Below are 24,922 nucleotides of genomic sequence, written 5' to 3'. Positions count from 1 at the left end.
CATCTCGTCGCCAGCGGGGTCTACCGCCGGGTAACGTCGTCCTCATGGGTGTCGCTGCTGACGAACGCCGGGCGCTGAGCGCGCTTTTCGATGACCTCGGGCCCGACGCGCCGACGTTGTGCGAGGGCTGGACCACGCGGGATCTCGCCGCTCACCTCGTCGTGCGCGAGCACCGGCCGGACGCCGCGCCGGGGATCCTCGTGCCCGCGCTCGCCGGGTACACCCGGAAGGTCCAGGACCGCTACGCCGCCAAGCCGTGGGCGAGCCTGGTCGAGCAGGTGCGGACCGGGCCGTCGAAGTTCTGGCCGACCGCGATCGGCCCGCTCGACGAGCTGACCAACGCCGCCGAGTTCCTCGTGCACCACGAAGACGTCCGGCGCGCGCAGCCGGACTGGCAGCCGCGGGCCGCCGACCCGACCCGGGACGCCGCCGCCTGGAAGTCGGTCAAGCAGGCCGCCAAGCTCAACCTGCGCAAGGCGCCGGTCGGCGTCACCCTCCGGACCAAGACCGGTCAAGAGGCCGCGGTCAAGACCGGGCCCGACCCGGTCACGATCGTCGGCGAGCCGGTGGACCTGCTGCTGTTCGTCTTCGGCCGCGACGCCGTCCGCCTCGAGTTCGAAGGCGACGCGACCGCCGTCACGAAGCTGCAGTCGGTGAACCGGGGACTCTGACCGAAACCCACCGGCCGACCGGCAGCGCGACGACGACCGCGGCCAGCACCAGGTGCACCGCCATGAACACCACCGCGGCCGGCACGCTCGGCGGCCCGCCGAGGAACACGATCATGTGCGACGCCCACTTCAGCTCGGCCGGCTTCGCGCCCGCCGACCAGACGTCGTTGAGCAGCCAGAACGTCAGGTCGTTGACGCCCGAGATGACCACGAGGATCGCCGCGACGCCGGTCTTGAGCACGTTGGCCGTGCGGCCGCCGCCGAGGCGGTAGGCCAGCAGCGCGAACAGCACGATGAACGTCGTGACGAACAGCTCGAACTGGTACACCGGCTGGAAGTCGTCGGGAGACCGCGCGAAGTCCTGGATCCGCAGCACCAGTTCCGTGTCCAAATAGGACATGTAGACGAAAACGGCGAACACGATCAACGCGGGACCGAACCGGCCGCGCGGGAACAGCGACACCGTGAGCACCGAGAAGACGAACGGGCACAGCTTGAACGCCCATTCGCCGATGCTGTCCAGCGTCTGGTCCGGCGGCAGGACCACCATGATCAGCAGAGCGGTCACCACGGCCGGCACGGCCGCAACCAGCCACAGCCACCGCCGCTGCCGGTACAGGGCCCCCACCCAGCTCCCGCGCGGGGTGACCGGCGCGGGAGCGGACGTCGTCGTCATTCGGTGTCTTCCTCCAGCCGCGGCTTCTCCGCCCAGAACGGGCCGAGGGCCAGCGCGTCGACGTCGGTCTTCAGGTAGCAGGCGATGGCGTCCTGCGGGCTCGCGACGATCGGCTCGTTGTTGTCGTTGAACGACGTGTTGACGACCATCGGCACGCCGGTGAGCCGGTCGAACTCGCTGATCATCCGCCAGTACAGCGGATTGTCCTCCTCGCTCACCGTCTGCACGCGCGCGGTGCCGTCGACGTGGGTGATCGCCGGGACCTCGTCGCGCTTGTGCGGCAGCACGTCGAACACCAGCAGCATCACCGGCGACGGGTAGTCGCTGACGAAGTACTCGCCCGCGCGCTCCACCAGGCACGACGGCGCGAACGGCCGGAACGCCTCGCGGTGCTTGACCTTCTCGTTCATCCGCGTCTTCGACTCCGGGTCGCGCGGGTCGGCGACCAGCGACCGGTTCCCCAGCGCCCGCGGGCCGCATTCCATCCGGCCCTGCACCCAGCCGACGATCCGCCCCTCGGCCACCTTCGCCGCGGTGTGCGCGGCGATGTCCTCGACGCGCGTGTACTCGACGCCGGCGTCCTGCAGCGCCTGCTCCATCTCGGCTTCGGTGTAGTCCGGGCCGGTGTAGGTGTAGCCGTCCCGCGGCCGCGGCCTGCCGTACTTGCCGACCGACACCTCGAGCGCGGCACCGAGCGCGCAGCCGTCGTCGGCGGCCGCGGGCTGGGCGAAGAAGTCCTCGAACGGCGTCTCCAGCAGGATCCGGCCGTTCATCACGCTGTTCAGCGCGACACCGCCGGCCACGCAAAGCCGCTTCGAGCCGGTCTCGCGCTGCAGCCACCGCGCCAGGTGCAGACCCGCCTCCTCGAGCGTCACCTGCAGCGCGTAGGCGATGTCGCGGTAGTGCTGCGGCACCGGGTTCTCCGCCGTGACGCGGGTCTTCGGCCGCGCCGGGCCGAAGGTGTCGGTGAACTTCGCGGACATCACGTGCTTGCCGGTGCGGTGGTGGCCGAACCAGCTCAGGTCGAGTTCGAAGCCGCCGTCGTCGTTCAGGTGGATCAGCTGCTTGAACGCGTCGACGTAGGTGTCCTCGCCGAACGGCGCGAGGCCCATGATCTTGCCCTCGTCGCGGGTCGGGTAGAAGCCGAGGTAGCCGGTGACGCCGGCGTACATCGCGCCGAGCGAGTGCGGGAACTTGATCCGCCGCAGGTCGACGATCTTGTCGCCGCGGCCGTGCGCGAGGTAGGTCGCCGTGCCGTCGCTGCCGATGCCGTCGAAGGTGAGCACGGCCGACTCGTCCCACGGCGAGATGAAGTACCCGCTGGCCGCGTGCGCGCGGTGGTGGTCGACCAGGTGCGTCTTGAACTTCGTCGGGCCGGTCCAGCCGGCGGCTTCCTTGACGTCCTTCTCCAGCGTGTAGGACCGCTTGAGGTGCGCGAGCACCGCGCCGCCGACGTGGTAGTCGTCGCTGCCCGTGCCGCCGCCGGTCTTGAAGGTGTCCAGCATCCCCGCGGACTTGCCGCCCTCGTCGCCGTTGGCGTTGCGGAAGACGTCCAGGGTGCCGGGGAAGTACCGCGCGAACACCTTGGCCGCGTGGATCCCTTCCTTCCAGCGCTGCCAGTAGTAGGCGACGTGGTCGACGTCGGCCAGGGTGATCCCGCCGCGCTCCAGGCAGAACTTGATGGCTTCGGCGGGGAAGCCGCCGTCGTGCTTCACGCGCGTGAAGCGTTCCTCTTCGGCGAACGCGACGATCTCGCCGTCGCGCACGAGTGCCGCCGCCGAGTCGTGGACCCTGCTGATGCCCAGTACGTACATGACTTTCTCTCCCGGTGAGTCAAACTTCAGTGGCGGCGGAGCAGGCGTCGCAGGACTGCCGCCTTGACCGCGATGGCGAAGACGAGCGCGGCGAAGCCGCCCACCGGGCCGAGCGGGGGGACGAGCAGCACCGCGGCCACGACGGTGGCGGCCAGTGACACGACGGCGGTGCCCGACGTCAGCGTCAGCACCTTGCTGTTGGTGTTTTCGATGAGGAAGCCCGCGTACAGGCCGATCGCGTACAACGTCGTTTCGACGAGCACGAGCACCCCGAGGGCGAGGTAGGCGTCTTCGGCGGTGAGCAACGTCCGGGTACCGGGCACGGCGAGACCGGCGCCCAGCAGCACCACGAACACGATCCCGGCCCGTTCGACGAACCGCAGCAGGTCCGCCGCCCGCGCGCGCCCGGCGGCCGCGCCGGTGCCGCGCATCCGCCGCGACGCCGCCGGCTGGTGCAGCCTGAGCTGGTAGAACAGCAGCGAGCAGAACGCGCTGGAAACGAGCAGTGCCAGGTAGAACGGGCCGCTGTCGGTGGTCCGCCCGGACAGCGCGAGCACGGCGAACACCACCGATGTCGAGATCACGTCGAGCAGCTCGGTGGCGCCGAGCAGGACGGTGCTGCGCCCGAACGCGGGCAGCAACCGGTGCCCGGGGACCCCGCCGCCGCGCAGCCACGGTCTCGGCAGCAGGGCCACCGAAGCGCCGAGGAGCACGAGGAGCCCGCCGAGCAGCAGCACCAGGTGCGTCTCGGGGGACCAGCGCACCGCCCACGTCACGCAGGTGGCGATGCCGACCACGACCGCGCCTGCGGTGAACGCGAGAGCGTCCAAAGTGGACTTTTCGCGCAACCGGTGCAGCCCGGACACGGTCATCAGCAGTCCGCCGCAGATCGACCAGGCCGCCGCCGTCAGGTAGAGCGCCGCGTCCGACCGCGGGGCCGCCACCAGCGCGACGACCATCGCGGCCAGCACCGCGAGCACCGGCGCCGCGGCGAGCCGGACCGCGAGCGCCGCGACGGCGTCCCGGGTCAGCCGCAGCCGCGGCAGGCACTTCAGCGCGGACTTCTCCACCGCGGACGGCACGAAGTTCAGCCAGCCCATCAGGCCGAGCGCGTTGGCGAACCGCCCGTAGTCGTGGGCACCCCACGCCGTGATCAGGACCAGCCCCATCAGCTGGACCGACAACCGGAACGCGCCCCGGCCGGCGAGCAGCCGGAGCACGACCGCCGGCCGCGGCGAGGCCGCGACCGCCGGCGCGGTGGACGGCACGGTCACGGCAGGGGTACCGCCATGTCCTGCTCGTGGAGCAGGAACTTCAGCGTGCCGCGCACGGCGTTCTCCACGGCGAGCAGCTCGGGCACCGAATCGGCGGTGAGCACGACGTAACCCAGCTTGTAGCCGGCCTGCTCGTAGGGCCGGACGAAGGAACCCTCCTCGGCGAACAGGTGCAGCCCGACCAGGCCGGGCAGCGAGCGCACGTCGTCGACACCGTCCACACGGGACAGGTGGCCGCCGCGGTCGGAGGCGAGAATGTGCACCAGGGTCGGCTTCGGCTCGTGCAGGTCCAGCCGCACCTCGCCGCCGGTGGCGGCCGCGATCCCGGCGGCGATCAGGTCGGCGCCGTAGCAGTGCTCGATCGCCTCCGCCAGGCCGTTGCCGCCCATCCGGGCACCCATCTCGATGAGGTAGAGCCGCCCGTCCCGGCCGAGGACGGCGTCCAGGGTGAGCGGGCCGGTGCGGTAGCCGAGCTCGGTGCAGATCAGGTCGAGCGCTTCGATCAGCTGCAGCTCGACGTCCGCCGGCAGCTCGCCGGGCAGCAGGTGCGACGACGTCACGAAGAACGGCGGCGGCGTCAGCGTGCGGTCGGTGACGGCGTGGAAGACGATCCGGCCGTCGACGACCAGTGCCTCGATGGTGAAGTGCGCGCCGTCGAGGTGTTCTTCCACCACCAGGCGGCCCGAGGGCGAGAACGCGAGGGACTCGGTGAACGCCGCGGTCAGCCGGCCGGGGCCGGAGCACGAGACGACACCCCGGCTGCCGGACGAGTCGACCGGCTTGACCAGCGTGGGGAAGCGCAGCTGCTGGGCGGCGGCCACCAGTTCCGGCCCCGGCCGGCCGCCGACACTGCGGTAGCTCGGCAGTCCGAGGTGGTCACACAGCGCGCGGAACACGGACTTGTCGGTCGACGCCTTCACCGCGTACTCCGGCAGCGGATCCGGCATGCCCCAGTGCCGGGTCAGCCAGGCCAGCGTCGGCAACCCGACGTCGCTGGCCGGGCACAGCACGCCGGCCAGGTCGCGGCGCCCGTCGAGCGCCGCCGCGATCTGCTCCGGCGCGCGGACGCTGACCTGCAGGAACTCGTCCGCACAGGCCACCGCGGGCGCGCCGGGCCGGACGTCGACGCAGATCGTGCGGAACCCCAGCTCCCTCGCCCGCTCGTAGGTGCTGACCGAACCGTCCGCGCCCCCCAGGATCACCAGGGTTCTCGTCGGGTCCTTTTTGGAACTCGTCACGCTGAAACGCCTTTCCCCAGATGGACATCGATGAGCCGCGGACCCCCCTGGTCCTCGGCCGTGAAGAGCCGGTCTTCGGCGTCGACGACGACGTTCGCTTCCCGGACGTAGAACTGGCGCGGCCTCGGCTGCCCGGCGCCGACCACGACGAGGTAGCGCACGGTCAGGGAGAGGACCAGCAGCAGCACGGAGAGCAGCGCGAACAGCACCGCGGCCGAGGCGCTCGCCCCGAGCAGCCCGAACGCCGCCGTGCCGGCCGCCAGGACGCCGAGGCCGGCGGCGAACAGGGCCGTCGCGGACGCCGCCGTCGTCAGCCTGCGGGTGAAGCCGACGAACAGCTCGATGGCGTGCGAGGTCAGGAAGCCCATGCCCACTTTGGACTCGCCGCGCTCGCGAGCCCGGTGTGCGACCGGGACGCAGGTGTACCGGCTGGTCAGCCGCGGGACCGTGGCCAGGAAGTACGGCGTGCCGAGCTTCAGGTCGACGATCTTGCGGGCCAGTTCGGCGCGGACCAGCCGGAACGCCGTGGCGCCCTGCGGGATCTCGATGCGCAGCACGCGGCGGCCGAGGAAGTGGAACGCGGCGGTGCCCCACCGCCGCAGCCGCGGATCCTGGCGGTTCGTGCGGACGCCGAAGACCGCGTCGTGGCCGTGTGCGGCGGCCGCGATCAGCTTCTCCGCCTCCGCGGCGGGGAACTGCTGGTCGGCGTCGATGTGCAGGATCCACGGCTTCGTCGCGTACCGGTAGCCGGCCGAGAACGCGGCCTCGAAACCGAAGTTGCGCGAAAAGGACACATACCGCACGCGCGGGTCGGCCGCGGCGAGGGCAGTGATCTTCTCGAGTGTTCCGTCGCTGCTCCCGTCATCGACGTAAAACAGTTCAAGCGAGTAGTGACCTAGTTCGTTGATAATTTCCCGATAGGACGGTTCGACGTTGTCGACTTCGTTGAAGCACGGAATGACTACGCTGAGTCCACCTTGGCCGGGTCCGGGGAAAGTACTGGTCATCGGGTGGACCAAGGCCGTGGACGCGGTCTTGTGTCCGCACGGTCACCGACCGTGGTATTACTCCTCATGAATCCCCCACCTGGATCCGATAAAGCTGTGCGACGTGCGAGTTATAAGCAGAAAACCTTTGGTTTGGGGACGGCAAAGACCGGAATTCGTCCTTTCAGCCCAGGGAGGAGGTCGGGTTGCTACGGCATTCGGCGTGTTCTTCCTCGGGACCGCTTCCCAAGCCGGGCCGGGTGACACAGACTGCTGCGCCATGGGGAATCCGGGGGTGGCGGTGCTTTGGCGCGCCGCCTATTTGCGCGCGGTGCGGTCGGCGTTCGCCACGGTGCCGTTCTACCGCGAGCGCTGGGCGCTCGACGGTCGTGAAGATCCGGTCCTGGTGCCCGGCCGCACCGGGACCGACGGCGGCGCGGCCCCGCTCGCCGAGGCCCTGCGCCAGGTCGTCGACCTGGTCCCGCTGGCGGGCGGCACCCAGCGGACCGAGCCCGGCCGCGGGCTCGGGCGGGTGCTGCGCACGGCCCGGGTGCCCGGGCGCGACAGCCTCGTCGTCCTTCTCGGACCGGACGGTCTGCGCCCGCCGGCCGACCTGCCGAAGGGCGTGCACGGCTGTGTCACCGACCCGGACACGCCGTCCGCGGCGGTGCTCGGCGAGGTGACGGCCGTCCTGCGGCGAGGCCACCGGGTGCTCGCGGTCGGCGACGACAAGGCACTCACCACGTTCACCGCCGCGGTGCCCGACGACCTCGCGCACCGCGTCGAAGCCGTGCCGCACCGCGAACTGGACTCAGTGGACGCCGGTCCGTACGGCGTGCTCCACGACCCCGCGCTCGGCTACCTCGGCGCGCTGGGCAACTGCGGCCGGTGGCACCTCGACTGGCCGCACGTCTACGCGCGGCGGACGTCCGGCGGGCTCGCGTTCACGTTGCTGCGCCAGGATTCCCCGCGGTTCGTGGACGTCATCCCGGCCGGCGGCGTCCACGGCGAAATCGCGTCCTGCCCGCGGCACGGCACCCCGGTCGTCCTGACATGAAGTTCGAGTTCCACGATCCCCGCGTGGATCCGGCACCCGCCGGCTGGGCCGGGTTCTCCCGCGACGCGCGGCTGCACCCGGTGTGGGACTACGAGGTGATGGGCCTCGAAGCCTGGGGCGCCCGCAACCCGCAGCTGCTGGTCGTCGCGGCCGAGGGCGACGAGCTCGTCGCCGGCCTGTCCGTCATGCTCTGCCGTCCCCGGTTGTCGCCGCGGTTCGCGCCCGTGCCGGGACGGCGGCGGCCGCTCGGGCCGTTCTGGGCCGAGGTGTACCAGCCGTGGCTGAGCGGGTTCCCCGGGATCGTGTTCGCCCCGGGCTTTTCCGGCCGCCACGCGCTGGTGCGGGAGTTCGAACGGCAGCTGGGCCGCCACCTCGGGCCGGGCCTGCTCGGCGTGGTCTACCGCTCGATCGGCGAGGACCTGGCCACCGGGATCGGCGGCCGCGGCCGCGTGGTCAAGCGCGTGGACCCGACGACCGTGCTGGAGAACCGGTTCGAGTCCGAAGAGGACTGGTTCGCCTCGCTCCCGAGCGCCCGGCGGTCCGCGCTGCGGCGCCGCCGCCGGCGGATCGAGGAGAACCCGGACCTGGTGGTGCGAAGCGGCCCGGGCCGCGACGACGTCGACAGCGCCGTCGTCGCCGGGCTCATCCGGGAGCACCGCGCGCGCTACGGAGCGCTGAAGATGGACACGCGCACGCTGCCGTCGGCGGGTTTTCTGCACCGGTTCCTCCTGCGGCCGGACGTGCACACGCTGACTTACACCAGTGCCGAAGGCAGGCTGCTCGCGGTGAACACGCTGCTCGACCACCCGGACAGCCCGACCATGCAGCACTGGGCGGCGCTGCCGCTGGACGAGCGCGGTCCGCAGGGCCTGTACTTCGACTCCTACGTCCTCGCGGTGCGGTTGCTCACCGAGCGCGGGGCGAAGGAGCTGTCCGCCGGGCGTGGCATGGTCGAGCTCAAGGAGCAGCTGGGCTTCCGGACCCGCACCATCTACACGGCCGCGGTGCCGCGACCGGTGCTGGGCCGATGACCTGGACCGTCCGGGTGCTCGATCCGCGCACGGATCCCGAGCCCGCCGGCTGGGCCGCGTTCCTGCGGGCGCAGCAGGCCCCGCTGACCTGGGACTACGGCCTCCTGCGCACGGAGTCGGAACGCTCCCGCAGCCCGGACCTGCTGACGGTGGTCACCGAAGGGGACACCCTGGTCGGCGCGGTGCTCGCGATGCTGTGCGGTCCCGGCCGGTGGCGTGGGCCGGCCCGGTGGGGGCCACGCTGGCTGGAAGTGCGGCACGCCTGGGCGCCGTGTCACCCCGCTTGGCTGTTCGCCGAAGAGCTGGACGCGGCCGCGTGCCGCGAAATCCTGCGGCGGTTCGAACGGGCGGTCTGCCGGTTCACCGGGCCGGGCTGCCTCGGCGTCGTGTACCGCGGGATCGCCCCGGACGTCGTCGGCCTGGTGTCCGGGCGGGGCAGGCAGGTCCGCGAGGTCCAGCCGGACCTGGTGCTGGAGAACACCTTCACCGAACTCGACGACTGGCTCGCGTCCCTGAGCAGGAAACGGCGGTCGAGCCTGCGCGGCCAGCTCCGCAAGATCGCCGCCGACCCCGGCGTGGTGGTCCGCACCGGCCCCGCCCGCGACGACCTCGACCCGGCCGAGCTGGCGGCGATGCTGCGCGCCCACCGCGAAGCCAAGGGGCCGCTGAAGTTCGACCCACGCGGGCCCGTCACCGCCGCTTACCTCGGCGAGCTCGTCCGCCGCCCGGACGTCGTCACCACGACCTACCACGACGATCGGGGGCGGCTGCTGGCTTTCACCAACCTGCTGGACCACCCCGTGATGCCGCTGCAGCAGCACTGGGCCGCGCGGCCACTCGCCGAGGGACGGCCGAAGCACCTCTACTTCGGCATCATCGCGGGCGGGGTGCGGCACATGATCGAGCACAACCGGAAGTTCCTGTCGCTGGGCGGTGGAGTCGTCCCGCTCAAGGAGTCACTGGGGTTCACGCCGAGCCCGCTGCGCGGCGTGGTCGTGCCGAGGCCGGTGACGCGGTGGTGATCGACGTCCTCGACCCGCGCCACGACGCGGAACCGGCGTACTGGACGGCGTTGCGGGAGCGGGCCGGGCTCCGGGCCGACTGGAGCTGGGAGGTCCTCGCCACCCAGGCGTGGGCCGCGCGGACCCCGCAGCCGGTCACCGTGTTCCGGGACGGCGGCGAACCGCGGGGCGTGGTCGGCGCCGCGTGGGTGACCGGCCGGACCCGCCGGTACCGGTTCGCGGGCACGGGCCGCGGGCGGCTCGGCGGGCTGGTCGTCCGGGCGCCCGGCGTCAGTTCCCTGCCCGGCTGGTGGTTCGCGGACGCCGGTGCCGACGGCGGGTTGAGCCGCCTGCTCGAGACGTACGTCCCGGCGATGCGGGCCGAGCTCGGGCCCGGGTTCCGCGCGATGCTGGTCCGCCAGCTCGGCGAGCCGGCGGCGGCGGGCGGCCGGGTGCGGCTGGTCCGGCGCACCGAGGACGTCGCCGTGCTCGACGTCGCCCGGTTCGCCTCCCGCGACGACTGGATGCAGTCACTGGCCAGGAAGCGGAAGCAGAACCTGCGCAAGATCTTCCGCACCGTCGACGCCGACCCGTCGATCGCGGTGCGGCTCGTCCCGGGCAAGGAGGCCGATCCGGTCGCCGTCGCGGAGGTCCTGCGGCACAACGAACGCAAGCACCGTGACGTGCCGATCGTCGCGCTGCCGCACTTCGTCGGCTACCTGACGGCCCTGCTGCGGCAGCCGGACGTCTCGGTGGTCGAGTACCACGACACCGCCACCGGCAGGCTGCTGGCGGTGGGGAGCCTGTTCGACCACCCCGGGCTCCCGATCGCCCGGCACTGGGGCGCGGTGGAACGCGAGGACGGCGGGCGGCCCAACCTCTACTTCCACTTCTACGGCGAAGCGGTGCGGTGGGCGCTGGCGAACGGCCGGCCGTCGGTGCTGTTCGGCAAGGGCATGGCCGAGCTGAAGGCGACACTCGGCGCGCGGCTCGTCCCGCAGTACGCGGCGGCCGTCCCGGTGCTAGCTTCGCGGCGTCACGCCTAGCAGCAGGAGCCCCGCCATGCCGATGATCAGCGTTGCCATGTTCCCCGGCCGAACGCCCGCCCAGAAGAGCGCCCTGGTCCGGGAACTGACTGACGCGTTCGTCCGCACCTGCGGCGGCAAGCCGGAAGGCGTCCAGGTGACGCTCGTCGAGGTCGGCGCGGACCACTGGGCCACGGGAGGCGTCCTGCACTCCGAGCGCTGAAGTCCGTGAAGGCCACCTTCAGGAACATAGAGTTCCTGAAGGTGGCCTTCACGGACTTGGCGGGTCAGCGCAGGCCGAGGGCCCGGAGCGCGAAGTGGACCTCGATCGACGTCTGCTTGATCGTCTCGGCGATCACCAGCGAGCCGTGGCCGGCGTCGTAGCGGTAGAACTCGTGGTGCAGGTCACGGCCGCCGAGGCGGTCGAGGTAGTTCTCGATCTGCCGGATCGGGCAGCGCGGGTCGTTGTCGCCGGCCAGCACGAGCACCGGCGCCTTGACCGCGTCGACGTAGGTGATCGGCGAGCATTCCCGGTACACCGCGGGCACGTCCTCCGGCGAGCCGCCGAAGATCCCGCGGTCGAACGAGCGCAGCTGCTCCATCTCGTCCTCGTACGCGGCGACGTAGTCCGCCACCGGCACCCCGGCGACGCCCGCCGCCCACCGCGACGGCTGCGTGCCGAGCGCGAGCAGAGACAGGTAGCCGCCCCAGGAAGCGCCGTTCACGACGCACTTCGCGGGGTCGCTCAGTCCACTCTGGACGGCCCAGTCGTGGACGGCGGCGGCGTCCTCCAGCTCGGTCAGGCCGGGACGGCCCTCGATGGCGTCGCGCCAGGCCGAGCCGTAGCCGGTCGAGCCGCGGTAGTTGACCTCGACCACGGCGAACCCCGCGTCGAGCCAGGTCGCGCGGTAGGCGGAGAAGCGGTCCTCGTCCGCCGCGTGCGGGCCGCCGTGCAGGGAGAACACCGTGGGCAGCGGGCCGTCCGGCGCGCCCGAAGGCCGCGAGACGAGCGCGTGGATCCGCCCGCCGACGCCTTCGACGAACGCGTCGGTCACCGGCTCCGACCCCGGCGCCCGCTCACCCGGCGGCTCGAGCAGGATCGCGTCGGTGCCGTCGGTCGTCCGCGCCCGGACCGCGGCCGGCTCGGCGGCGCTGGACCAGGAGTACTCGACCGTCCCGTCGGGACGGACGCCGGCACCGCCGATCCGCCCGGCCGGAGTGTCCACAGAGGACAGCTCGGCCGTGTCGAGATCGTAGCGGTACAACGAACTGCGGCCCTCGTGGAAGTGGACGACCAGCAGGGCGCGCGCGTCCGGGTACCAGCCCGCGACGACCTCGCCGGGTAGGTCCAGCTCGATTTCGGTCTCGGTGGCGGCCCGCACGTCCCAGACGAGCAGCTCCTCGCGGCCGCGGCGTTCGTGCAGCACCAGCAGCCGCTGGTCGCCGGGCAGCGGGGAGAATTCGAGTGCGGAGAGGCCCTTGCCCTCACCGTCCCACTTCTCGGCGACGGTCTCGAACCCGTCGGTCGCGAGCACCCGCAGCGCGGGGTGCCGCGAGTCGCCGTGCTCGGAGTGCGAGATGGCGATCAGGCTTTCGTCACGGGAGAGCGACGAGATGCCGGCGTCGTCCGGGTGGCTGTAGAAGCGGTGCGTCTCGCCCGCGACGCGGGCGAACAGTTCGCTGCCGTCGTCGGTAGAGACGCCGACCGCGACGATCTTCGCGCCGATCTCGAGCCCGGCCTGGTAGCCGTCGTGGACGTCCGGGACGGCCTTCTCCGGCTCGCTGCCCTCGGTCGCGGCGAACGGCTCGCGGACCCAGGAGCCGAACTCGTCGCCGTCGGTGTCGTCGAACCACCAGATCCACTCGCCGTCGGGCGACGGCGTGGCATGCAGGGTGCCGTTGGGCCGGTCGGTGACGCGGCGGTGCTCGTCCGTCGCGCGGTTCCAGGCGTAGACCTCCCAGACGCCGCTGGCGTTGGAGGCGTAGACGCATGCTTCGGGGGCATCGCGGGCCCATTCGGGCACGGAGATGCGTGGGGCGTGGAAGCGGGCGCGCCAGCGGTTCTCGGCTTCGGCGTCGTCGAACAGCCGGTCCGGGACCACCGCGGGCGGATATTGCTTGGCTGACTGCGTGCTCACCCCTCGATCCTGCCACCTTCTGGCCGTACTGTGTGCGGGGTGCTGGAGGGTTACGCGCCGGGCTACGGGCGAGACGCGGTTTCGATGATGGCCGCGCGCACGGCCGCGGAGCGCGCGACGTTCGCCCAGCCCCTGTTCCGGCCGGGCACGTGGGTGGTCGACCTGGGCTGCGGTCCCGGCTCGATCACCCTGGGCCTGGCCGCCGAGTCGCGGGTGGCGGGCGTCGACCTCGACGCCGGTCAGGTGGCGCTGGCCCGCGCGGCCGCCCGCCGCGCCGGAAGGTCCACAGTGGACTTCCTGGTGGCGTCGGCGTACGACCTGCCGTTCGCCGACGCGAGCGTCGACGTGGCGTTTTCCCACGGGTTGTTCGAGCACCTTTCCCGTCCCGCGAACGCACTGGCGGAGCTGCGCCGGATCCTGCGGCCGGGTGGCAGGCTGGCGTTGTCCACTTCGGACTGGAGCAAGGCGCGGCTGAGGCCGAAGACGGCGAACGTCGACGCGGCCCTGCGTGGCCACTACCTGCTGCGCCGTCGCGCGGGCGGCGACCCGTTCGCGGGCCGTCACATCGCGGACGAGTGCGCGCGGGCGGGTTTCACGGAGGTGGTTTCGCGTGCCCGCTACCGCGAGGACATGAGCTACCGGGACCTGGCGAAGTACGTGGAATCCCGCCTGGACCAGGCGATCGCGGACCCGGAGTTCGGCCGCGACCGCGACCAGCTGGCGAGCGCGGCCCGGTCGGCGTTGGTGTGGACCCGCGGCGGCGACGGTGATTTCAGCCAGTGCTGGGTCGAGGTGACGGCGACCCGCTGAAACCAGAAGAGCCGGTGTCCGAAGACACCGGCTCTTACTCGTCGGGGTGGCGGGATTCGAACCCACGACCTCCTCGACCCGAACGAGGCACGCTACCAAGCTGCGCCACACCCCGAGGTACTGCTTAACGGGTCGTGGAGAAGTCTAGCGGACACTGTCGCGGGCTTTCCGGGGGGCCGACTTACGGGGTTCGTCGGACCCCGATCCGCGCGGGACCAGCGTCAACAGGCTGGCCTCGGGCGGACAGGCGAACCGCGCGGGCGCCCACGGCGAAGTCCCGAGCCCGGCCGACACGTGCAGCCACATGTGCGCTCCCCACCGGGAGGCGCCCCGGGCCCGGCTGCGGTCCAGCTCACAGTTGGTGACGAGCGCGCCGTAGCCCGGGAGGCGGAGCTGACCGCCGTGGGTGTGGCCGGCCAGCACCAGGTCGTAACCGTCCGTGGCGAAGGTGTCCAGCACCCGCGGCTCGGGCGAGTGCGTGACGCCGAGGCGGACGGCGGCGGCGCTGTCGGCCGGGCCCGCGATGTCGGCGTAGCGGTCGCGGCGCAGGTGGGGGTCGTCGACGCCGGCCGCGAACACCGGCTGCCCGCCGACGTCGATCGTGCGGCGGACGTGCGTCAGGTCGGTCCAGCCGTGCTCGACGAACGCCGCGCGCAGGTCGCGCCACGGCAGCTGGACGCCGTGGATGCGCTTCTTCTTGCCGTGCGGCATCAGGTAGCGGGCCGGGTTCTTCGGCTTGGGCGCGTAGTAGTCGTTGCTGCCGAAGACGAACACGCCGGGCCGGTCGAGCAGCGGGCCCAGCGCGCGCAGCACGGCCGGGACGGCCTGCCGGTGCGACAGGTTGTCGCCGGTGTTGACGACGAGGTCCGGGTTCAGCTCGTCGAGCGCGGCCACCCAGCGCTGCTTGCTCCGGTGGCCGGGCAGCATGTGCAGGTCCGAGACGTGCAGGATGGTGAACGGCCGCGACCCGGGTGCCAGCACCGGGAGTTGTGCGGTGCGGAGGGTCCAGTGGCGCCGTTCGATGCCGACGGCGTAACCGAGGGTCGCGGCGCCGAGCGCCAGCGTCCCCACGGCGAGGCGCTTCGCGGTCGCCCCCGACGTGCTTGTGTTACTGAGCGTGCTCACGAAACCCAGGATACGTGCTCAACAGTTGGGTGACTCCGCCCCCGTTCCGGGAACGTGCCGCCTGGCATCTGCGTCGGCCCGGATGTCCCGGGTGACCAGCCGCACGACCGCGTCGCCGCACGACACGAAACTGCACGACGCGATTTCCCAGGCGTACAACGGAAACGCCACCTGCGGCGACGCGTCCCCGCGGCGCGGACTCGAACGTCGCCGACACGCCGAAGGCCCCCGCGCCGGAGCGCGAGGGCCTTCGAACGGTGCGCTAGCGGGCGCCCCCGCCCATGTACTGCGGGTCCGGTTGCGGGAGGTCCGCCGGCGGCTGGCCGTCCAGGATGTTCTTCATCGCGCCGAAGAACGTGCGGGCCGGCGCGTGACCACCGAAGATGTTGCCGTCGCGGCCGCCGCCGCAGAGGCTGACCTGCCCGGGGCCGCCATCGCAGATACCGCCCCGGCCGCCGCCGAACTTGAACGTCATCGCCGCCCCCGCCAGCTGCGGGGTGCCGCCGAAGAAGGCCGCCGAGACGTTGGCCTGCGTCGTGCCCGTCTTGCCGATGCTCGGCCGGTTCCAGCCTGCCCCGCTGGCCGCCTTGAACGACGTGCCGCCCGGCTGGTCGTCCTTCGACATGCCGACGGCCAGGGTGTTCGCCAGGCCCTCGGGCACGGCCTGTTCGCACGGCGCTTCCTTGACCGGCACCGGCTTGCCGTTCCGGTCGGTCACCGCGCCGATCGGCGTCGGCGGGCACCAGACGCCACCGGACAGGATGGTCGCCCCGACGTTGCCCAGCTCCAAGCCGCTGAGCGGGCTGAAGCCGAGGGTGAACGCGCCGTAGCCCGGGTTGTTGCCGTTGGGCCCGTAGACCTGCGCCTGGCTGAGCCGCTTCTTCTCGTCCTGGGACTTCGGGTCGGCCGTGCCACCGCCGATCGTGCTCGCCATCGTGTCGCGCATCCCGAGCCGCCGGGCGATGTCGATCGCCGGCGCCGTGCTGCCGAGCCGATCCTCCAGCTCGACGAACGTGGTGTTCGGCGACGTCGCGAGCGCGGTCTGGATGTTCGCGCCCTGGGCGACCCGGCTGTAGTCACCGGCGTTGCCCACGCAGTACCAGCGCGAGCGCAACGGTGGCCCGGTCTGCGGGCAGCTGTCGCCGCCACCGGTGAACACGTGCGACACGTAGTTTTCCGGCACGTCGACCGGCGTGTAGATCCCGACGATCCCCTTCTCCATCGCCGCGGCGGTGGTGAAGACCTTGTACGACGAGCCGGCACCGCCGGAGTTGTAGACGCCGGCGGGCAGGGTGTACGTCGTCTGGCCGGCGTCCGGGTTCTGGCCGTAGTCGCGGTTCGCCGCCAGCGCGACCACCTCGTGCCGCTGCTTGCCCGGTTTGATCAGCGACAACGTGTTCGCGATGTACGGCTGGGTCTTGTCGACCTGCGCCTCGGCCGACGCCTTCGCCTCGTGGTTGGCGCGCTGGTCGAGCGTGGTCTTGATCGTGTAGCCGCCGGTGTAGAGCTGGTCCTTGGTGAACCCGGCCTTGATCAGGTAGTCCTCGACGTACTGGCAGAAGAACCCGTCCTCGGCGCCCGCGCCGATGCAGTTGGCCGCCCCCTTCTTCGGGCCGTCCGCCACGACGCCCAGCGGCTCGCCCTTGAAGCGGTCGGCGTCGGCCTTGGCCAGCTTCTTGTTCTCCACCATCCGGTCGAACACCAGGTTGCGGCGCGCGGTGGCCTTGTCCGGGTGCTTCCACGGGTCGTTGTTGATCGGGTTGTTCACCAGGCCGGCCAGCAGTGCGGCCTGCGGCACGGTGAGCTTCTCCGGGGTCGTGTCGAAGTACGCGTGCGCGGCCGCGCCGATGCCGAAGATCTGCCGGGAGAACTCGACGATGTTGAGGTAGTTGGCCAGGATCTGCTGCTTGGTCAGCTTCGTCTCGAGGTTGATCGCGATCCGCGCTTCCTTCAGCTTGCGGGAGATCGACTGCTCCTGGGCCTTCTTCTGCCCGATCGGGTCGTTCCGGTAGACGACGTTGATCAGGTAGTTCTTGGTGAGCTGCTGGGTCAGCGACGAGGCGCCCTGGGTGTCGGCTCCGGTGCTGTTGCTGACGGCCGCGCGCAGCGTGCCCTGCCAGTCGACGCCGTGGTGCTCGTAGAACCGCTTGTCCTCGACCGAGACCAGGGCCCACTTCATGGCCTCGTTGATCTGGTTCTCGTTGATCGGCAGCCGGAACTGGTCGTAGAGGGTCGCGATCGGCTGGCCGGCGTTGTCGGTGACCGTCGTGACCAGCGGCGGAGGGATGTCGGCGAGGTCGGACGACGTCTTCTCCACCGTCTCGCTGGCCTGGTTGGACATGACACCGGCGGCCCCCACGACCGGGAAGAGCATGCCGGCGACGAGCACCCCCGCGAGCAGGCAGAGGCCGATGAGCTTGAACAAACCATCCGCTTTTCGCACGAGGGCCAGGCTACCCGGAGTGAACCGGGCGCCGGTGACGCCGTGTCCCCGCAGGTGCGGGATCAGTGACAAAACCGACCCCCTTTGGTGACAACTGGTAACGGAAGGCATTCTGGGCTTGGCGGGGGGAACCGAAGGCCCCTACAGTCCGTCAACGTCTCACGAAGACAAGCCGTCGGATGGATCAACGCGGGTGGGAGTCCGCTTGGTCCGAACGGCGGCACCGGCACCGGGGAGGTGCCCGGGTAACCGACGTGAGCTGAGGGAGACACGCTCGCGGGGGCAAGGAGCGCAGTGCCTTTCCCCGCTGGTGCGTCGATCACCAGGGTAGGGAGCTGGGGGTATGGAAACCAACCAGTCGAGCTGGCGAATCAACGCGTCCTGCCGGGACGCCGATCCGGACGGCCTGTTCGTCCGGGGTGCGGAGCAGAACCGGGCGAAAGCCGTCTGCATGGGCTGCCCGGTCCGCACGGAATGCCTCGCCGAAGCACTCGACGGCCGGATCAACTTCGGCGTGTGGGGAGGCATGACCGAACGCGAGCGGCGCGCGTTGCTGCGCCGCCGCCCCGACGTGGAGAGCTGGGCTGTCCTGCTCGAAGCGGCCAAGCGGAACGCACAGGAGCGGGTCGAGGTCGGCTGAGCCGCCACTTTCACGTGAAAGCGACCACCCGCGGGCGCCACTTTCACGTGAAAGTGGCGCTCAGTCGGCGAGTTTCACGCCGATGTCGCGCAGGCCGTCGAGGTCGTGGACGTCGCCGGCCAGCGCGGGAACCCGGGCCAGCGCCACCTCGGGGTGCGCCCGGGTGAACCGGGCCAGCAGCCGTTCCTCGCGGGCCGCGAGGCCGACGCGGTCCGCGTGCAGCCGAAGTACGGCCTCGGCCAGCGGCGCGTTCTGCAGGGACTCGGCCGCGGCCAGCGCCTCGGTCCCGGACAGCGGGGCGAGCACCGGGTGCGTCCGGTTCGCGATCAACCCGGCCAGCGGCATCGACTCCGCCGAGAGCCGCTCCACGAAGTAGGACGCCTCGCGCAGCGCGTCCGGCTCCGGTGCGGCCACGACCAGGAACGACGTCCCGGACGAGCGGAGCAGCTCCGCCGTCTTGCGGGCGCGCTCGCGGAAGCCGCCGAACATGCTGTCGAAGGCCTGCATGAACGCCGACGCGTCGGTCAGCAGCTGGCCGCCGATGATCGTCGACACGGCCTTGGCGAACATCGAGAACCCCGCGTTGACGACCTTGCGCAGGCCCCAGCCGCCGGCCTTGGCCGGGCCCGTCAGGAGCCGGATCATCCGGCCGTCCAAAGCGGACGAAAGCCGCGTCGGCGCGTCCAGGAAGTCCAGCGCGGACCGGCTCGGCGGGGTGTCGACGATGATCAGGTCCCAGTCGCCGGTGGCCGCGAGCTGGCCCAGCTTCTCCATCGCCATGTACTCCTGCGTGCCGGAGAACGACGTGGAAATGGTCTGGTAGAAGGGGTTCTGCAGCAGCTGCTCGGCGCGTTCCGGTCCGGCGTGCACGCGCACCATGTCGTCGAAGGTGCGGCGCATGTCGAGCATCATCGCCCACAGCTCGCCCTTGGGCTCGAACCCCTCGACCTGCACCTGCTTCGGGTGGTTGCCCAGCTCGCGCAGGCCGAGCGCCTGGGCGAGGCGGCGCGCGGGGTCGATCGTCAGCACCACGGTCTGGCGGCCGCGCTCGGCCGCCCGCAGTGCCAGGGCCGCGGCGGTCGTCGTCTTGCCGACGCCGCCGGAGCCGCAGCAGACGATCACGCGGCTCTCCGGGTCGTCGAGCAGCGCGTCGATGTCGATGGTGGTCACAACCGCACCCCCTGGTCGGTCAGGGCCTCGGCCAGGTCGTACAGGGCGGCGACGTCGACGCCGTCGGTCAGGTCCGGCAGCTCGAGGGTGGGCAGGTCGGCCTCGGCGAGCTGCTCGCGCGCCCGCTGCTCGGCGGCGACCCGCACGGCGTGCTCGACGGTCTCGTCGACCAGCGCCTCCAGCGTCGCCTGCGGCAGCTTCAGCCCGGCGGAGGCGAGTCCGTCGCGGACGCGGGAGGCGTCGACGCGGCCGTCTGCGGCGGCGGTCACCGAACGGGCCGGCAACCGCGGCGGTCTCACCCGGTTGACCAGCACCGCGCCCGGGCGCAGGTCGGCGCCGTCCAATTCGGCCACGGCCTCGACGGTCTCCCGGACCGGCATCTCCTCCAGCAGCGTGGCCAGGTGCACGGCGGTCTCCCCGGAGTGCAGCAGGCGGACGACGCCGTCGGCCTGGCCGCGGATCGGGCCGGTCTTCGCGAGGTCGGTCAGCGCCTTGGTAACGTCGAGGAACTTGACGACCCGGCCGGTCGGCGGCGAGTCGACGACGACGGCGTCGTAGGTGTGCCGCCCGTCCGACTCGGTCCGGCCGACGCACTCCTTGATCTTCCCGGTGAGCAGGACGTCACGCAGGCCGGGCGCGAGCGTGGTCGCGAACTCGATCGCGCCCATCCGCCGCAGCGTCCGGCCGGCGAAGCCCAGGTTGTAGAACATCTCGAAGTACTCGAGCAGCGCGGCTTCGACGTCGATGTGCAGCGCGCGCAGCTCCCCGCCACCCGGGACGGCGGCGATGCGCTGCTCGGCGTAGGGCAGCGGCTCGGTGTCGAAGAGCTGGGCGATGCCCTGGCGGCCCTCGACCTCGATGAGCAGCACCCGACGGCCTTCGCGGGCGAGCGCGAGGCCGAGCGCGGCGGCGAGCGTCGTCTTGCCGGTCCCGCCCTTGCCGGTGACGAAGTGCAGCCGGGCGCGGGCAAGCTCGTCGGTCCAGCCGGCATGGGAAGTGGTCACTTCTTCACCCTAAATCAGCGCTCAGCTGGCCAGCAGCATGACGCTGACCGCAGCGGCGACCGCCGCGACGAGCACCCAGCTCACGACGCCGGGCAGCACGGTGAGGGTGAGCACGCCCACCACGACCAGCAGCGTGAAGGTGATCACGCCGCCGAGCGCGACCTGGCCGGAGCTCTGCGTCCGGTCGCGCACTTTCGCCATCACGACCAGCACCAACGGCAGCCCGGCCGCCGCGAGCAGCGCGGCCGCGATCACCCGCCACGTTTCCACCCACTCACGCTAGCGGTCCATCAGGGGCACCCTCATTGACTTAAGAGCCATGAGGGTGCCCCTCATGGACTTTGTGAAGTCGGCCACAGCCCGGCGCGTCGCGGGCCCTTTTCCGGCGGGGCCCCCCGGCGCCCTTGCCCGCTTGGCTACGCTCCCGGTTCATGAGCGCCACCAAGTGGGAGTACTCGACCGTCCCCCTGCTGATCCACGCCACGAAGCAGATCCTCGACCAATGGGGCGAGGACGGCTGGGAGCTGGTCACCGTGCTGCCGAACCCGACGGGCGAGCAGCACGTCGCGTACCTCAAGCGTCCGAAGGGCTGACCCCGTGAGCTGGAGCGAACGGCTGAAGGAGCTCGGCATCGAGCTGCCCGGCGTCGCGGCCCCGCTGGCCGCGTACGTGCCCGCTGTCCAGAGCGGCAACCACGTCTACACCTCCGGCCAGCTGCCCTTCGTCGACGGCGTCCTCGCCGCGACCGGCAAGGTCGGCGCGGAGATCAGCCCCGAAGAGGCGAAGGGGCACGCCCGCACGTCGGTGCTCAACGCGCTCGCGGCCGTGCACGCGCTGGTGGGCATTGACAACGTCACGCGGATCGTCAAGGTTGTCGGCTTCGTGGCTTCCGCGGAGGGCTTCACCGGTCAGCCCGCGGTCGTCAACGGCGCGTCCGAACTGCTCGGCGAGGTCTTCGGTGACGCGGGCATCCACGCCCGCTCGGCCGTCGGCGTCGCGGAGCTGCCCATCGGCTCGCCGGTGGAGGTCGAACTGATCGTGGAGGTGCAGTGATGGATCCGGACATCGAGCAGTCCACCCACGAGCTGCTGCTCCGGCTGGCCGGGCGGCTGCCCGACCAGCTGCTGTGGCGGTTCCGGGACTGGCTCGGCGAGGGCGCCATGGGCACGCTCGCCCGGACCCTGCCGAGGTCTTTGCTTAAGCACAGGATCGACCTCGACCAGACGGAGTACCGCCTGCTCGTGGCCGGTCTCATCCCGCACGGCGCCGACTGGCACCAGGTCAGTTCGACGCTGGGGGTAGACGACGTCACCGAGAACCGGTACACATTCACGTCGAGTGCGCCCGAATGGGTTAACTCGGTCGACTCCGTGTCCGTGTTGATCCACGCAACGTTGCGAGGTCGCCCGGACGTGGGGGAAGTGCGGCAGAGCTGGCGACACGTCGGTGTGGTCGGGCAGGGAACCGCCAAGCGCGTCCTGCTGATCACGGCGCTGGCGGGGCTACCGAGGTTGACCGGCGAACTGCAGCGGGTGCTGCGGGTCCTGGGCGACGAAGAGCCCAGCGTCGAGCTCATTCCGCCGCGCTTCGACCTGCCGGGATACCACCGGGCCGCGCTGGCCGACTCAGAGCTGGTCTGCGTGGGCGCGGTGGCGGGGACCCGGCTAGTAGCCGCATAACGCTCGCCCGCCAGCGAGCTGGGAGGGAGCAAGGCAATGGTGGAGGTCCACGACGGCCCGCCCATGGACGGGTTCTCGGTGCCCCTGCGCCTGCACAACCTGTTGCTGGCCCTGGCGGGCCGGATCGACGACAGCGCGCTCACCGAGGCGCGTGAGCTGATCGCCCGGGCCCACATCGACGAGGCGGTCGAGCTGACCACCGGCACGCTCATCGCGGGCCGGATCCCGGTCAGCTCCGCCGAGCAACGCGAGCTGGCGCTGGTCCTCGAGATGAGCCGGTCGGACGCGACGCTGGCGAACGACCTGCTGGTCGACGAGACCGAGCCGGTGAACACGCACCGGTTCAGCGGCGAGAACTCCCCGGAGTTCGGCATCGCCGAGGCGCTCGATCGGACGCTGCAGGTGCTGCCGGATGTCCGTTCGGTGCACGCGGTGTGGCGCAACACCCCGGCCGGCAGCGTGCCGGGCGCGTTGCCGCAGCGCGTGGTGCTCGTCGAGCTGGGGCCGGAGGGCAACCCGCCGGCCGTCGCGTTCCGCGTCGACACGGCGTTGCGCCGGGCCGGGATCCACTCGGTCGTCGAGGTCAGCGGCCCCGGCGTCGCGCACTCCGAGTACCACCAGGCCGCTTCGGCGGCCGCGTCGCCGGCTTGGGTGACCGGGAGCACGACGTCGAGCGCGTCGTCGTACCGGTCGGAGCCCGTGAAGCCGAAGGCGCCGGTGACGTCGGAGTCGCTCGCGGAGTCGGGCAGCAGGCACAGCATGCGGTCGGGCAGCACCACGACGGCGCCGGCCGAGCCGGTCGCCCCGGTGGTGCCGATCGTCTCGCCGCCGCCCGCCACCGAGCTGCCCCGCAAGGCGCGGTCGGAGACGCGGGCGGAGCGCACCGCCGACCTGACCCCGGCCGAGGTGGCGCAGCTGCGGCAGGCGCTGGCCGAGGATCCGGAGAAGGGCCGCGAGATCGCCGCGGGCAAGCCGTCGATGCACGAGGTCGTCGAGCTGCCCGCGCTGGACCTGGACGACCCGAGCCTGAGCGAGCGCGACCGGGCGCTGCTGCGCGAGCTGCACGCCGAGCTGGCTGAGCGCGAGCGGGCCGAGGCGGCGAAGATGCGGCTCAACGGCGCGTCCCGTTCCGGTGGTGAACAGCGCGGCTGGACCGCGCCGTAAGACACTGTTCGCGAGAAGGCGGCACTTCCCCTCCGGGAGGTGCCGTCTTTTCCGTGTCCGGCGTGCCACAACTGCGCGACGGGACGTCGGGTGGCGGAGGTATGTTGCCGAGGTGGAGCAGCCAAAGGAGTTCGTCTTCGACATCCCGGTCGGTGCGGGGGTGGCTACGCGCGCCAACGCCGACGGCCCGCCGGCGACGCCGAAGGACGCGGCCACCGTCATCCTGGTCCGGGACGGCGCGGACGGCGTCGAGATCTTCCTGCAGCACCGGGTCAAGGGCATGCCGTTCGCGGGCGGGATGACCGTCTTCCCCGGCGGCGGGGTCGACCAGCGCGACGCCGATGCGTCGGTGGCGTGGGCCGGGCCTGACCCGTCGTGGTGGGCTTCGCGGTTCGGTTGCGACGAGGCCCTCGCCCGGGCGCTGACCTGCGCGGCCGTGCGCGAGACGTTCGAGGAGTCCGGAGTGCTGCTCGCGGGCGGCCCGGACTCGGTGCTCACCGACGTCACGCCGTATGCGGCGGCCCGCCAGGCCCTGGAGACGCGCGAGGTGTCGCTGGCCGGGTTCCTCGCCGACGCGGGGCTGACGCTGCGGGCCGACCTGCTGCGCCCGTGGGCGCATTGGATCACGCCCGAGCAGGAGCCCCGCCGGTACGACACCCGCTTCTTCGTCGCGAGGCTGCCCGAAGGCCAGGAGGCGGACGGCGCGACGTCCGAGGCGTCGAGTTCCGGCTGGCAGCGTCCCGAAGACGCGATCGCCGACGCGCGCGAAGGCCGCCGGATGCTGATGCCGCCGACGTGGCTGACGCTGAGCGAGCTGGCGGAGTTCGCCACCGCCGACGACGTGCTGAACGCGCCCCGCGAGATCGTCCGGATCGCGCCGACGCTGATCCGCGAGAACGACCACGTCCGCGTCGTCCTGGAGAAGCGATGACTGCCCCCGCGTACGGCGTGCTGCGCCAGGTGAGCGAGACGGCGTCGGTGCTGCTGGAGAACAACCCGTCGTCGATGACGCTCGAAGGCACCAACAGCTGGGTGCTGCGGGCGACGCCGGACACCCCGGCTGTCGTCGTCGACCCCGGCTACCGTGATCTCGAGCACTTGGAGCTGCTGGCCGGGGTGGGCGCGGTCGAGCTGATCCTGCTGACGCACTGCCACCCCGACCACGCCGAGGGCGCGCCGTGGTTCGCCGAGCGCACCGGCGCGCCGGTGCGGGCGTTCGACCCTTCCCTGTGTGTCGACGCGTCGTCCTTTGTAGACGGTGAGGTGCTCTCGGCGGGCGGTCTTTCGCTCCGCGTGCTGCACACGCCGGGGCACACCGGCGACTCGGTGTCTTTCGTGGTCGGTTCGCAAGTGCTGACCGGCGACACCATCCTCGGGCGCGGCACCACCGTCCTGCACGACCTCGGCGACTATCTGCGCTCGCTGCGGAAGCTGATCGAGCTGCCGGCCGGGACGATCGGGCTGCCCGGGCACGGTCCGGAGCTGCCCGACCTGGCGGCCACGGCGCGTGAGTACCTCGCCCACCGGGAACAGCGGCTCGACCAGGTGCGTTCGGCCTTGAAGACACTCGGGGCGGACGCCACCCCGCGCCAGGTCGTCGAGGTCGTCTACGCCGACGTCGACCGGGCGCTGTGGGCACCCGCCGAGTGGAGCGTGCAGGCGCAGCTGGACTACTTGCGGTCGGAGGAGAACGGATGAGCAACGTCGAGGTCGAGTTCTATTGGCGGCCGGGGTGCGGGTTCTGCGCCGCACTGGAGCGGCCGCTGTCGAAGAGCGGCTTCACCGTCCGCGCGATCAACATCTGGGAGGACCCGGCGGCGGCTGCGCGGGTGCGCGAGGTGGCGAACGGCAACGAGACCGTGCCGACGGTGATCGTCGGGTCGACGGCCATGGTCAACCCCTCTTTCGCCGAGGTCGAGGCGGCGGTCAAGGCTGCTTCGGCGGGGTGAGTGCGCCGGGCCGCTCTCCGTGGAGGA

At 71.6% G+C, this 24,922-nt stretch carries 25 protein-coding genes, 1 tRNA gene and 1 pseudogene; 15 read left to right on the top strand and 12 right to left on the bottom strand.

Translation table 11 applies throughout. The features are described 5' to 3' along the window. Window positions 1–44: 44 nt before the first annotated feature. Window positions 45–671, top strand: coding sequence for a TIGR03085 family metal-binding protein (locus tag A3CE_RS0120940; protein WP_020642068.1), 627 nt, complete (start codon window positions 45–47; stop codon window positions 669–671). On the opposite strand, the gene A3CE_RS0120935 is transcribed toward A3CE_RS0120940, so the two are convergent. From A3CE_RS0120935 to A3CE_RS0120915, 5 genes are read right to left on the bottom strand one after another with little or no spacing between them, the layout of a single operon-like run. Then, on the bottom strand, window positions 637–1,347 hold the full coding sequence (locus A3CE_RS0120935; RefSeq protein ID WP_020642067.1) for a hypothetical protein: 711 nt from the start codon (window positions 1,345–1,347) through the stop codon (window positions 637–639). The genes A3CE_RS0120940 and A3CE_RS0120935 overlap by 35 nt on opposite strands. Beyond that, the gene (locus A3CE_RS0120930) at window positions 1,344–3,161 is read right to left on the bottom strand and encodes a carbamoyltransferase family protein (protein ID WP_020642066.1); all 1,818 of its coding nucleotides are present in this window, start codon (window positions 3,159–3,161) and stop codon (window positions 1,344–1,346) included. The genes A3CE_RS0120935 and A3CE_RS0120930 overlap by 4 nt, the downstream gene beginning before the upstream one ends. A gap of 26 nt (window positions 3,162–3,187) precedes the next feature. Further along, the gene (locus A3CE_RS0120925; RefSeq protein WP_020642065.1) at window positions 3,188–4,435 is read right to left on the bottom strand and encodes a hypothetical protein; all 1,248 of its coding nucleotides are present in this window, start codon (window positions 4,433–4,435) and stop codon (window positions 3,188–3,190) included. Then, window positions 4,432–5,673: an ATP-grasp domain-containing protein gene (locus A3CE_RS0120920; protein WP_026468697.1), complete on the bottom strand. Its 1,242-nt coding sequence runs from the start codon at window positions 5,671–5,673 to the stop codon at window positions 4,432–4,434. Before A3CE_RS0120920 ends, A3CE_RS0120925 begins: the two co-directional genes overlap by 4 nt. Next, on the bottom strand, window positions 5,670–6,680 hold the full coding sequence (locus A3CE_RS0120915; protein WP_020642063.1) for a glycosyltransferase family 2 protein: 1,011 nt from the start codon (window positions 6,678–6,680) through the stop codon (window positions 5,670–5,672). Before A3CE_RS0120915 ends, A3CE_RS0120920 begins: the two co-directional genes overlap by 4 nt. Window positions 6,681–6,990: 310 nt before the next feature. Here A3CE_RS0120915 and A3CE_RS0120910 point away from each other — a divergent pair, with 310 nt between their 5' ends. The 5 genes and pseudogenes from A3CE_RS0120910 to A3CE_RS0120890 all read left to right on the top strand — a co-directional run. Next, window positions 6,991–7,716, top strand: a complete 726-nt coding sequence (locus A3CE_RS0120910; protein WP_026468696.1) for a hypothetical protein — start codon at window positions 6,991–6,993, stop codon at window positions 7,714–7,716. Then, entirely contained in the window at window positions 7,713–8,747 is a 1,035-nt protein-coding gene (locus A3CE_RS0120905) for a hypothetical protein (RefSeq protein ID WP_020642061.1), read from the top strand. Before A3CE_RS0120910 ends, A3CE_RS0120905 begins: the two co-directional genes overlap by 4 nt. Further along, window positions 8,744–9,769, top strand: coding sequence for a GNAT family N-acetyltransferase (locus tag A3CE_RS0120900; protein ID WP_020642060.1), 1,026 nt, complete (start codon window positions 8,744–8,746; stop codon window positions 9,767–9,769). The genes A3CE_RS0120905 and A3CE_RS0120900 overlap by 4 nt, the downstream gene beginning before the upstream one ends. Then, window positions 9,763–10,794 carry a hypothetical protein gene (locus tag A3CE_RS0120895; protein ID WP_020642059.1) on the top strand — a complete coding sequence of 344 codons (1,032 nt, stop codon included), beginning with the start codon at window positions 9,763–9,765 and terminating at the stop codon, window positions 10,792–10,794. Before A3CE_RS0120900 ends, A3CE_RS0120895 begins: the two co-directional genes overlap by 7 nt. A gap of 13 nt (window positions 10,795–10,807) precedes the next feature. Continuing rightward, window positions 10,808–10,996: pseudogene (locus A3CE_RS0120890) on the top strand (tautomerase family protein); the annotation flags it as partial. Window positions 10,997–11,060: 64 nt separating this feature from the next. Here A3CE_RS0120890 and A3CE_RS0120885 read toward each other — a convergent pair. Next, entirely contained in the window at window positions 11,061–12,911 is a 1,851-nt protein-coding gene (locus tag A3CE_RS0120885) for a prolyl oligopeptidase family serine peptidase (RefSeq protein ID WP_020642057.1), read from the bottom strand. A 39-nt stretch (window positions 12,912–12,950) separates the two neighbouring features. Between A3CE_RS0120885 and A3CE_RS0120880 the strand changes: the two genes are divergently transcribed. Beyond that, the gene (locus A3CE_RS0120880) at window positions 12,951–13,721 is read left to right on the top strand and encodes a class I SAM-dependent methyltransferase (protein ID WP_020642056.1); all 771 of its coding nucleotides are present in this window, start codon (window positions 12,951–12,953) and stop codon (window positions 13,719–13,721) included. Between the two features lie 41 nt (window positions 13,722–13,762). On the opposite strand, the gene A3CE_RS0120875 is transcribed toward A3CE_RS0120880, so the two are convergent. From A3CE_RS0120875 to A3CE_RS0120865, 3 genes are all read right to left on the bottom strand, one after another. Next, a tRNA-Pro gene (locus A3CE_RS0120875) sits at window positions 13,763–13,836 on the bottom strand. A gap of 29 nt (window positions 13,837–13,865) precedes the next feature. Next, window positions 13,866–14,792 carry a metallophosphoesterase gene (locus tag A3CE_RS0120870; RefSeq protein ID WP_020642055.1) on the bottom strand — a complete coding sequence of 309 codons (927 nt, stop codon included), beginning with the start codon at window positions 14,790–14,792 and terminating at the stop codon, window positions 13,866–13,868. Between the two features lie 316 nt (window positions 14,793–15,108). Continuing rightward, window positions 15,109–17,289, bottom strand: a complete 2,181-nt coding sequence (locus A3CE_RS0120865) for a transglycosylase domain-containing protein (RefSeq protein WP_026468695.1) — start codon at window positions 17,287–17,289, stop codon at window positions 15,109–15,111. Window positions 17,290–17,632: 343 nt separating this feature from the next. Between A3CE_RS0120865 and A3CE_RS0120860 the strand changes: the two genes are divergently transcribed. After that, a complete protein-coding gene (locus A3CE_RS0120860; protein WP_020642053.1) occupies window positions 17,633–17,929 on the top strand; it encodes a WhiB family transcriptional regulator in 297 nt (98 codons plus the stop codon). A 60-nt stretch (window positions 17,930–17,989) separates the two neighbouring features. On the opposite strand, the gene bagB is transcribed toward A3CE_RS0120860, so the two are convergent. The 3 genes from bagB to A3CE_RS0120845 are packed head-to-tail and all read right to left on the bottom strand — an operon-like array spanning window position 17,990 to window position 20,373. Continuing rightward, window positions 17,990–19,099, bottom strand: coding sequence for an ATPase BagB (gene bagB, locus A3CE_RS0120855; protein ID WP_020642052.1), 1,110 nt, complete (start codon window positions 19,097–19,099; stop codon window positions 17,990–17,992). After that, a complete protein-coding gene (gene bagA, locus A3CE_RS0120850; protein ID WP_020642051.1) occupies window positions 19,096–20,103 on the bottom strand; it encodes an ATPase BagA in 1,008 nt (335 codons plus the stop codon). Before bagA ends, bagB begins: the two co-directional genes overlap by 4 nt. 21 nt (window positions 20,104–20,124) lie before the next feature. Further along, window positions 20,125–20,373, bottom strand: a complete 249-nt coding sequence (locus tag A3CE_RS0120845; RefSeq protein WP_020642050.1) for a hypothetical protein — start codon at window positions 20,371–20,373, stop codon at window positions 20,125–20,127. 161 nt (window positions 20,374–20,534) lie between these two features. On the opposite strand from A3CE_RS0120845, the gene sp36 reads away from it, so the two are divergent. The 7 genes from sp36 (at window position 20,535) to A3CE_RS0120810 (ending at window position 24,895) form a co-directional block, all read left to right on the top strand. After that, window positions 20,535–20,696, top strand: coding sequence for a Sp36 family protein (sp36, locus tag A3CE_RS51455; protein WP_020642049.1), 162 nt, complete (start codon window positions 20,535–20,537; stop codon window positions 20,694–20,696). A 4-nt stretch (window positions 20,697–20,700) separates the two neighbouring features. Next, on the top strand, window positions 20,701–21,156 hold the full coding sequence (locus A3CE_RS0120835; protein ID WP_020642048.1) for a RidA family protein: 456 nt from the start codon (window positions 20,701–20,703) through the stop codon (window positions 21,154–21,156). After that, complete coding sequence (locus A3CE_RS0120830) at window positions 21,156–21,782, top strand: hypothetical protein (protein ID WP_026468694.1); 627 nt, start codon at window positions 21,156–21,158, stop codon at window positions 21,780–21,782. The genes A3CE_RS0120835 and A3CE_RS0120830 overlap by 1 nt, the downstream gene beginning before the upstream one ends. Window positions 21,783–21,818: 36 nt before the next feature. Then, on the top strand, window positions 21,819–22,946 hold the full coding sequence (locus A3CE_RS0120825) for a hypothetical protein (RefSeq protein ID WP_020642046.1): 1,128 nt from the start codon (window positions 21,819–21,821) through the stop codon (window positions 22,944–22,946). A gap of 112 nt (window positions 22,947–23,058) precedes the next feature. Continuing rightward, entirely contained in the window at window positions 23,059–23,877 is an 819-nt protein-coding gene (locus A3CE_RS0120820; RefSeq protein ID WP_020642045.1) for an NUDIX hydrolase, read from the top strand. Further along, on the top strand, window positions 23,874–24,644 hold the full coding sequence (locus A3CE_RS0120815; RefSeq protein ID WP_020642044.1) for an MBL fold metallo-hydrolase: 771 nt from the start codon (window positions 23,874–23,876) through the stop codon (window positions 24,642–24,644). The genes A3CE_RS0120820 and A3CE_RS0120815 overlap by 4 nt, the downstream gene beginning before the upstream one ends. Continuing rightward, window positions 24,641–24,895 (top strand): glutaredoxin domain-containing protein, encoded by a 255-nt coding sequence (locus A3CE_RS0120810; RefSeq protein WP_020642043.1) that lies wholly within the window; start codon window positions 24,641–24,643, stop codon window positions 24,893–24,895. The genes A3CE_RS0120815 and A3CE_RS0120810 overlap by 4 nt, the downstream gene beginning before the upstream one ends. The last annotated feature ends 27 nt before the right edge of the window (window positions 24,896–24,922 follow it).

This window comes from Amycolatopsis balhimycina FH 1894, assembly GCF_000384295.1.
Lineage (GTDB): Bacteria > Actinomycetota > Actinomycetes > Mycobacteriales > Pseudonocardiaceae > Amycolatopsis > Amycolatopsis balhimycina.
Note: the sequence above shows the minus strand (reverse complement) of the source record. Positions and strands in the feature narration are given on the sequence as shown.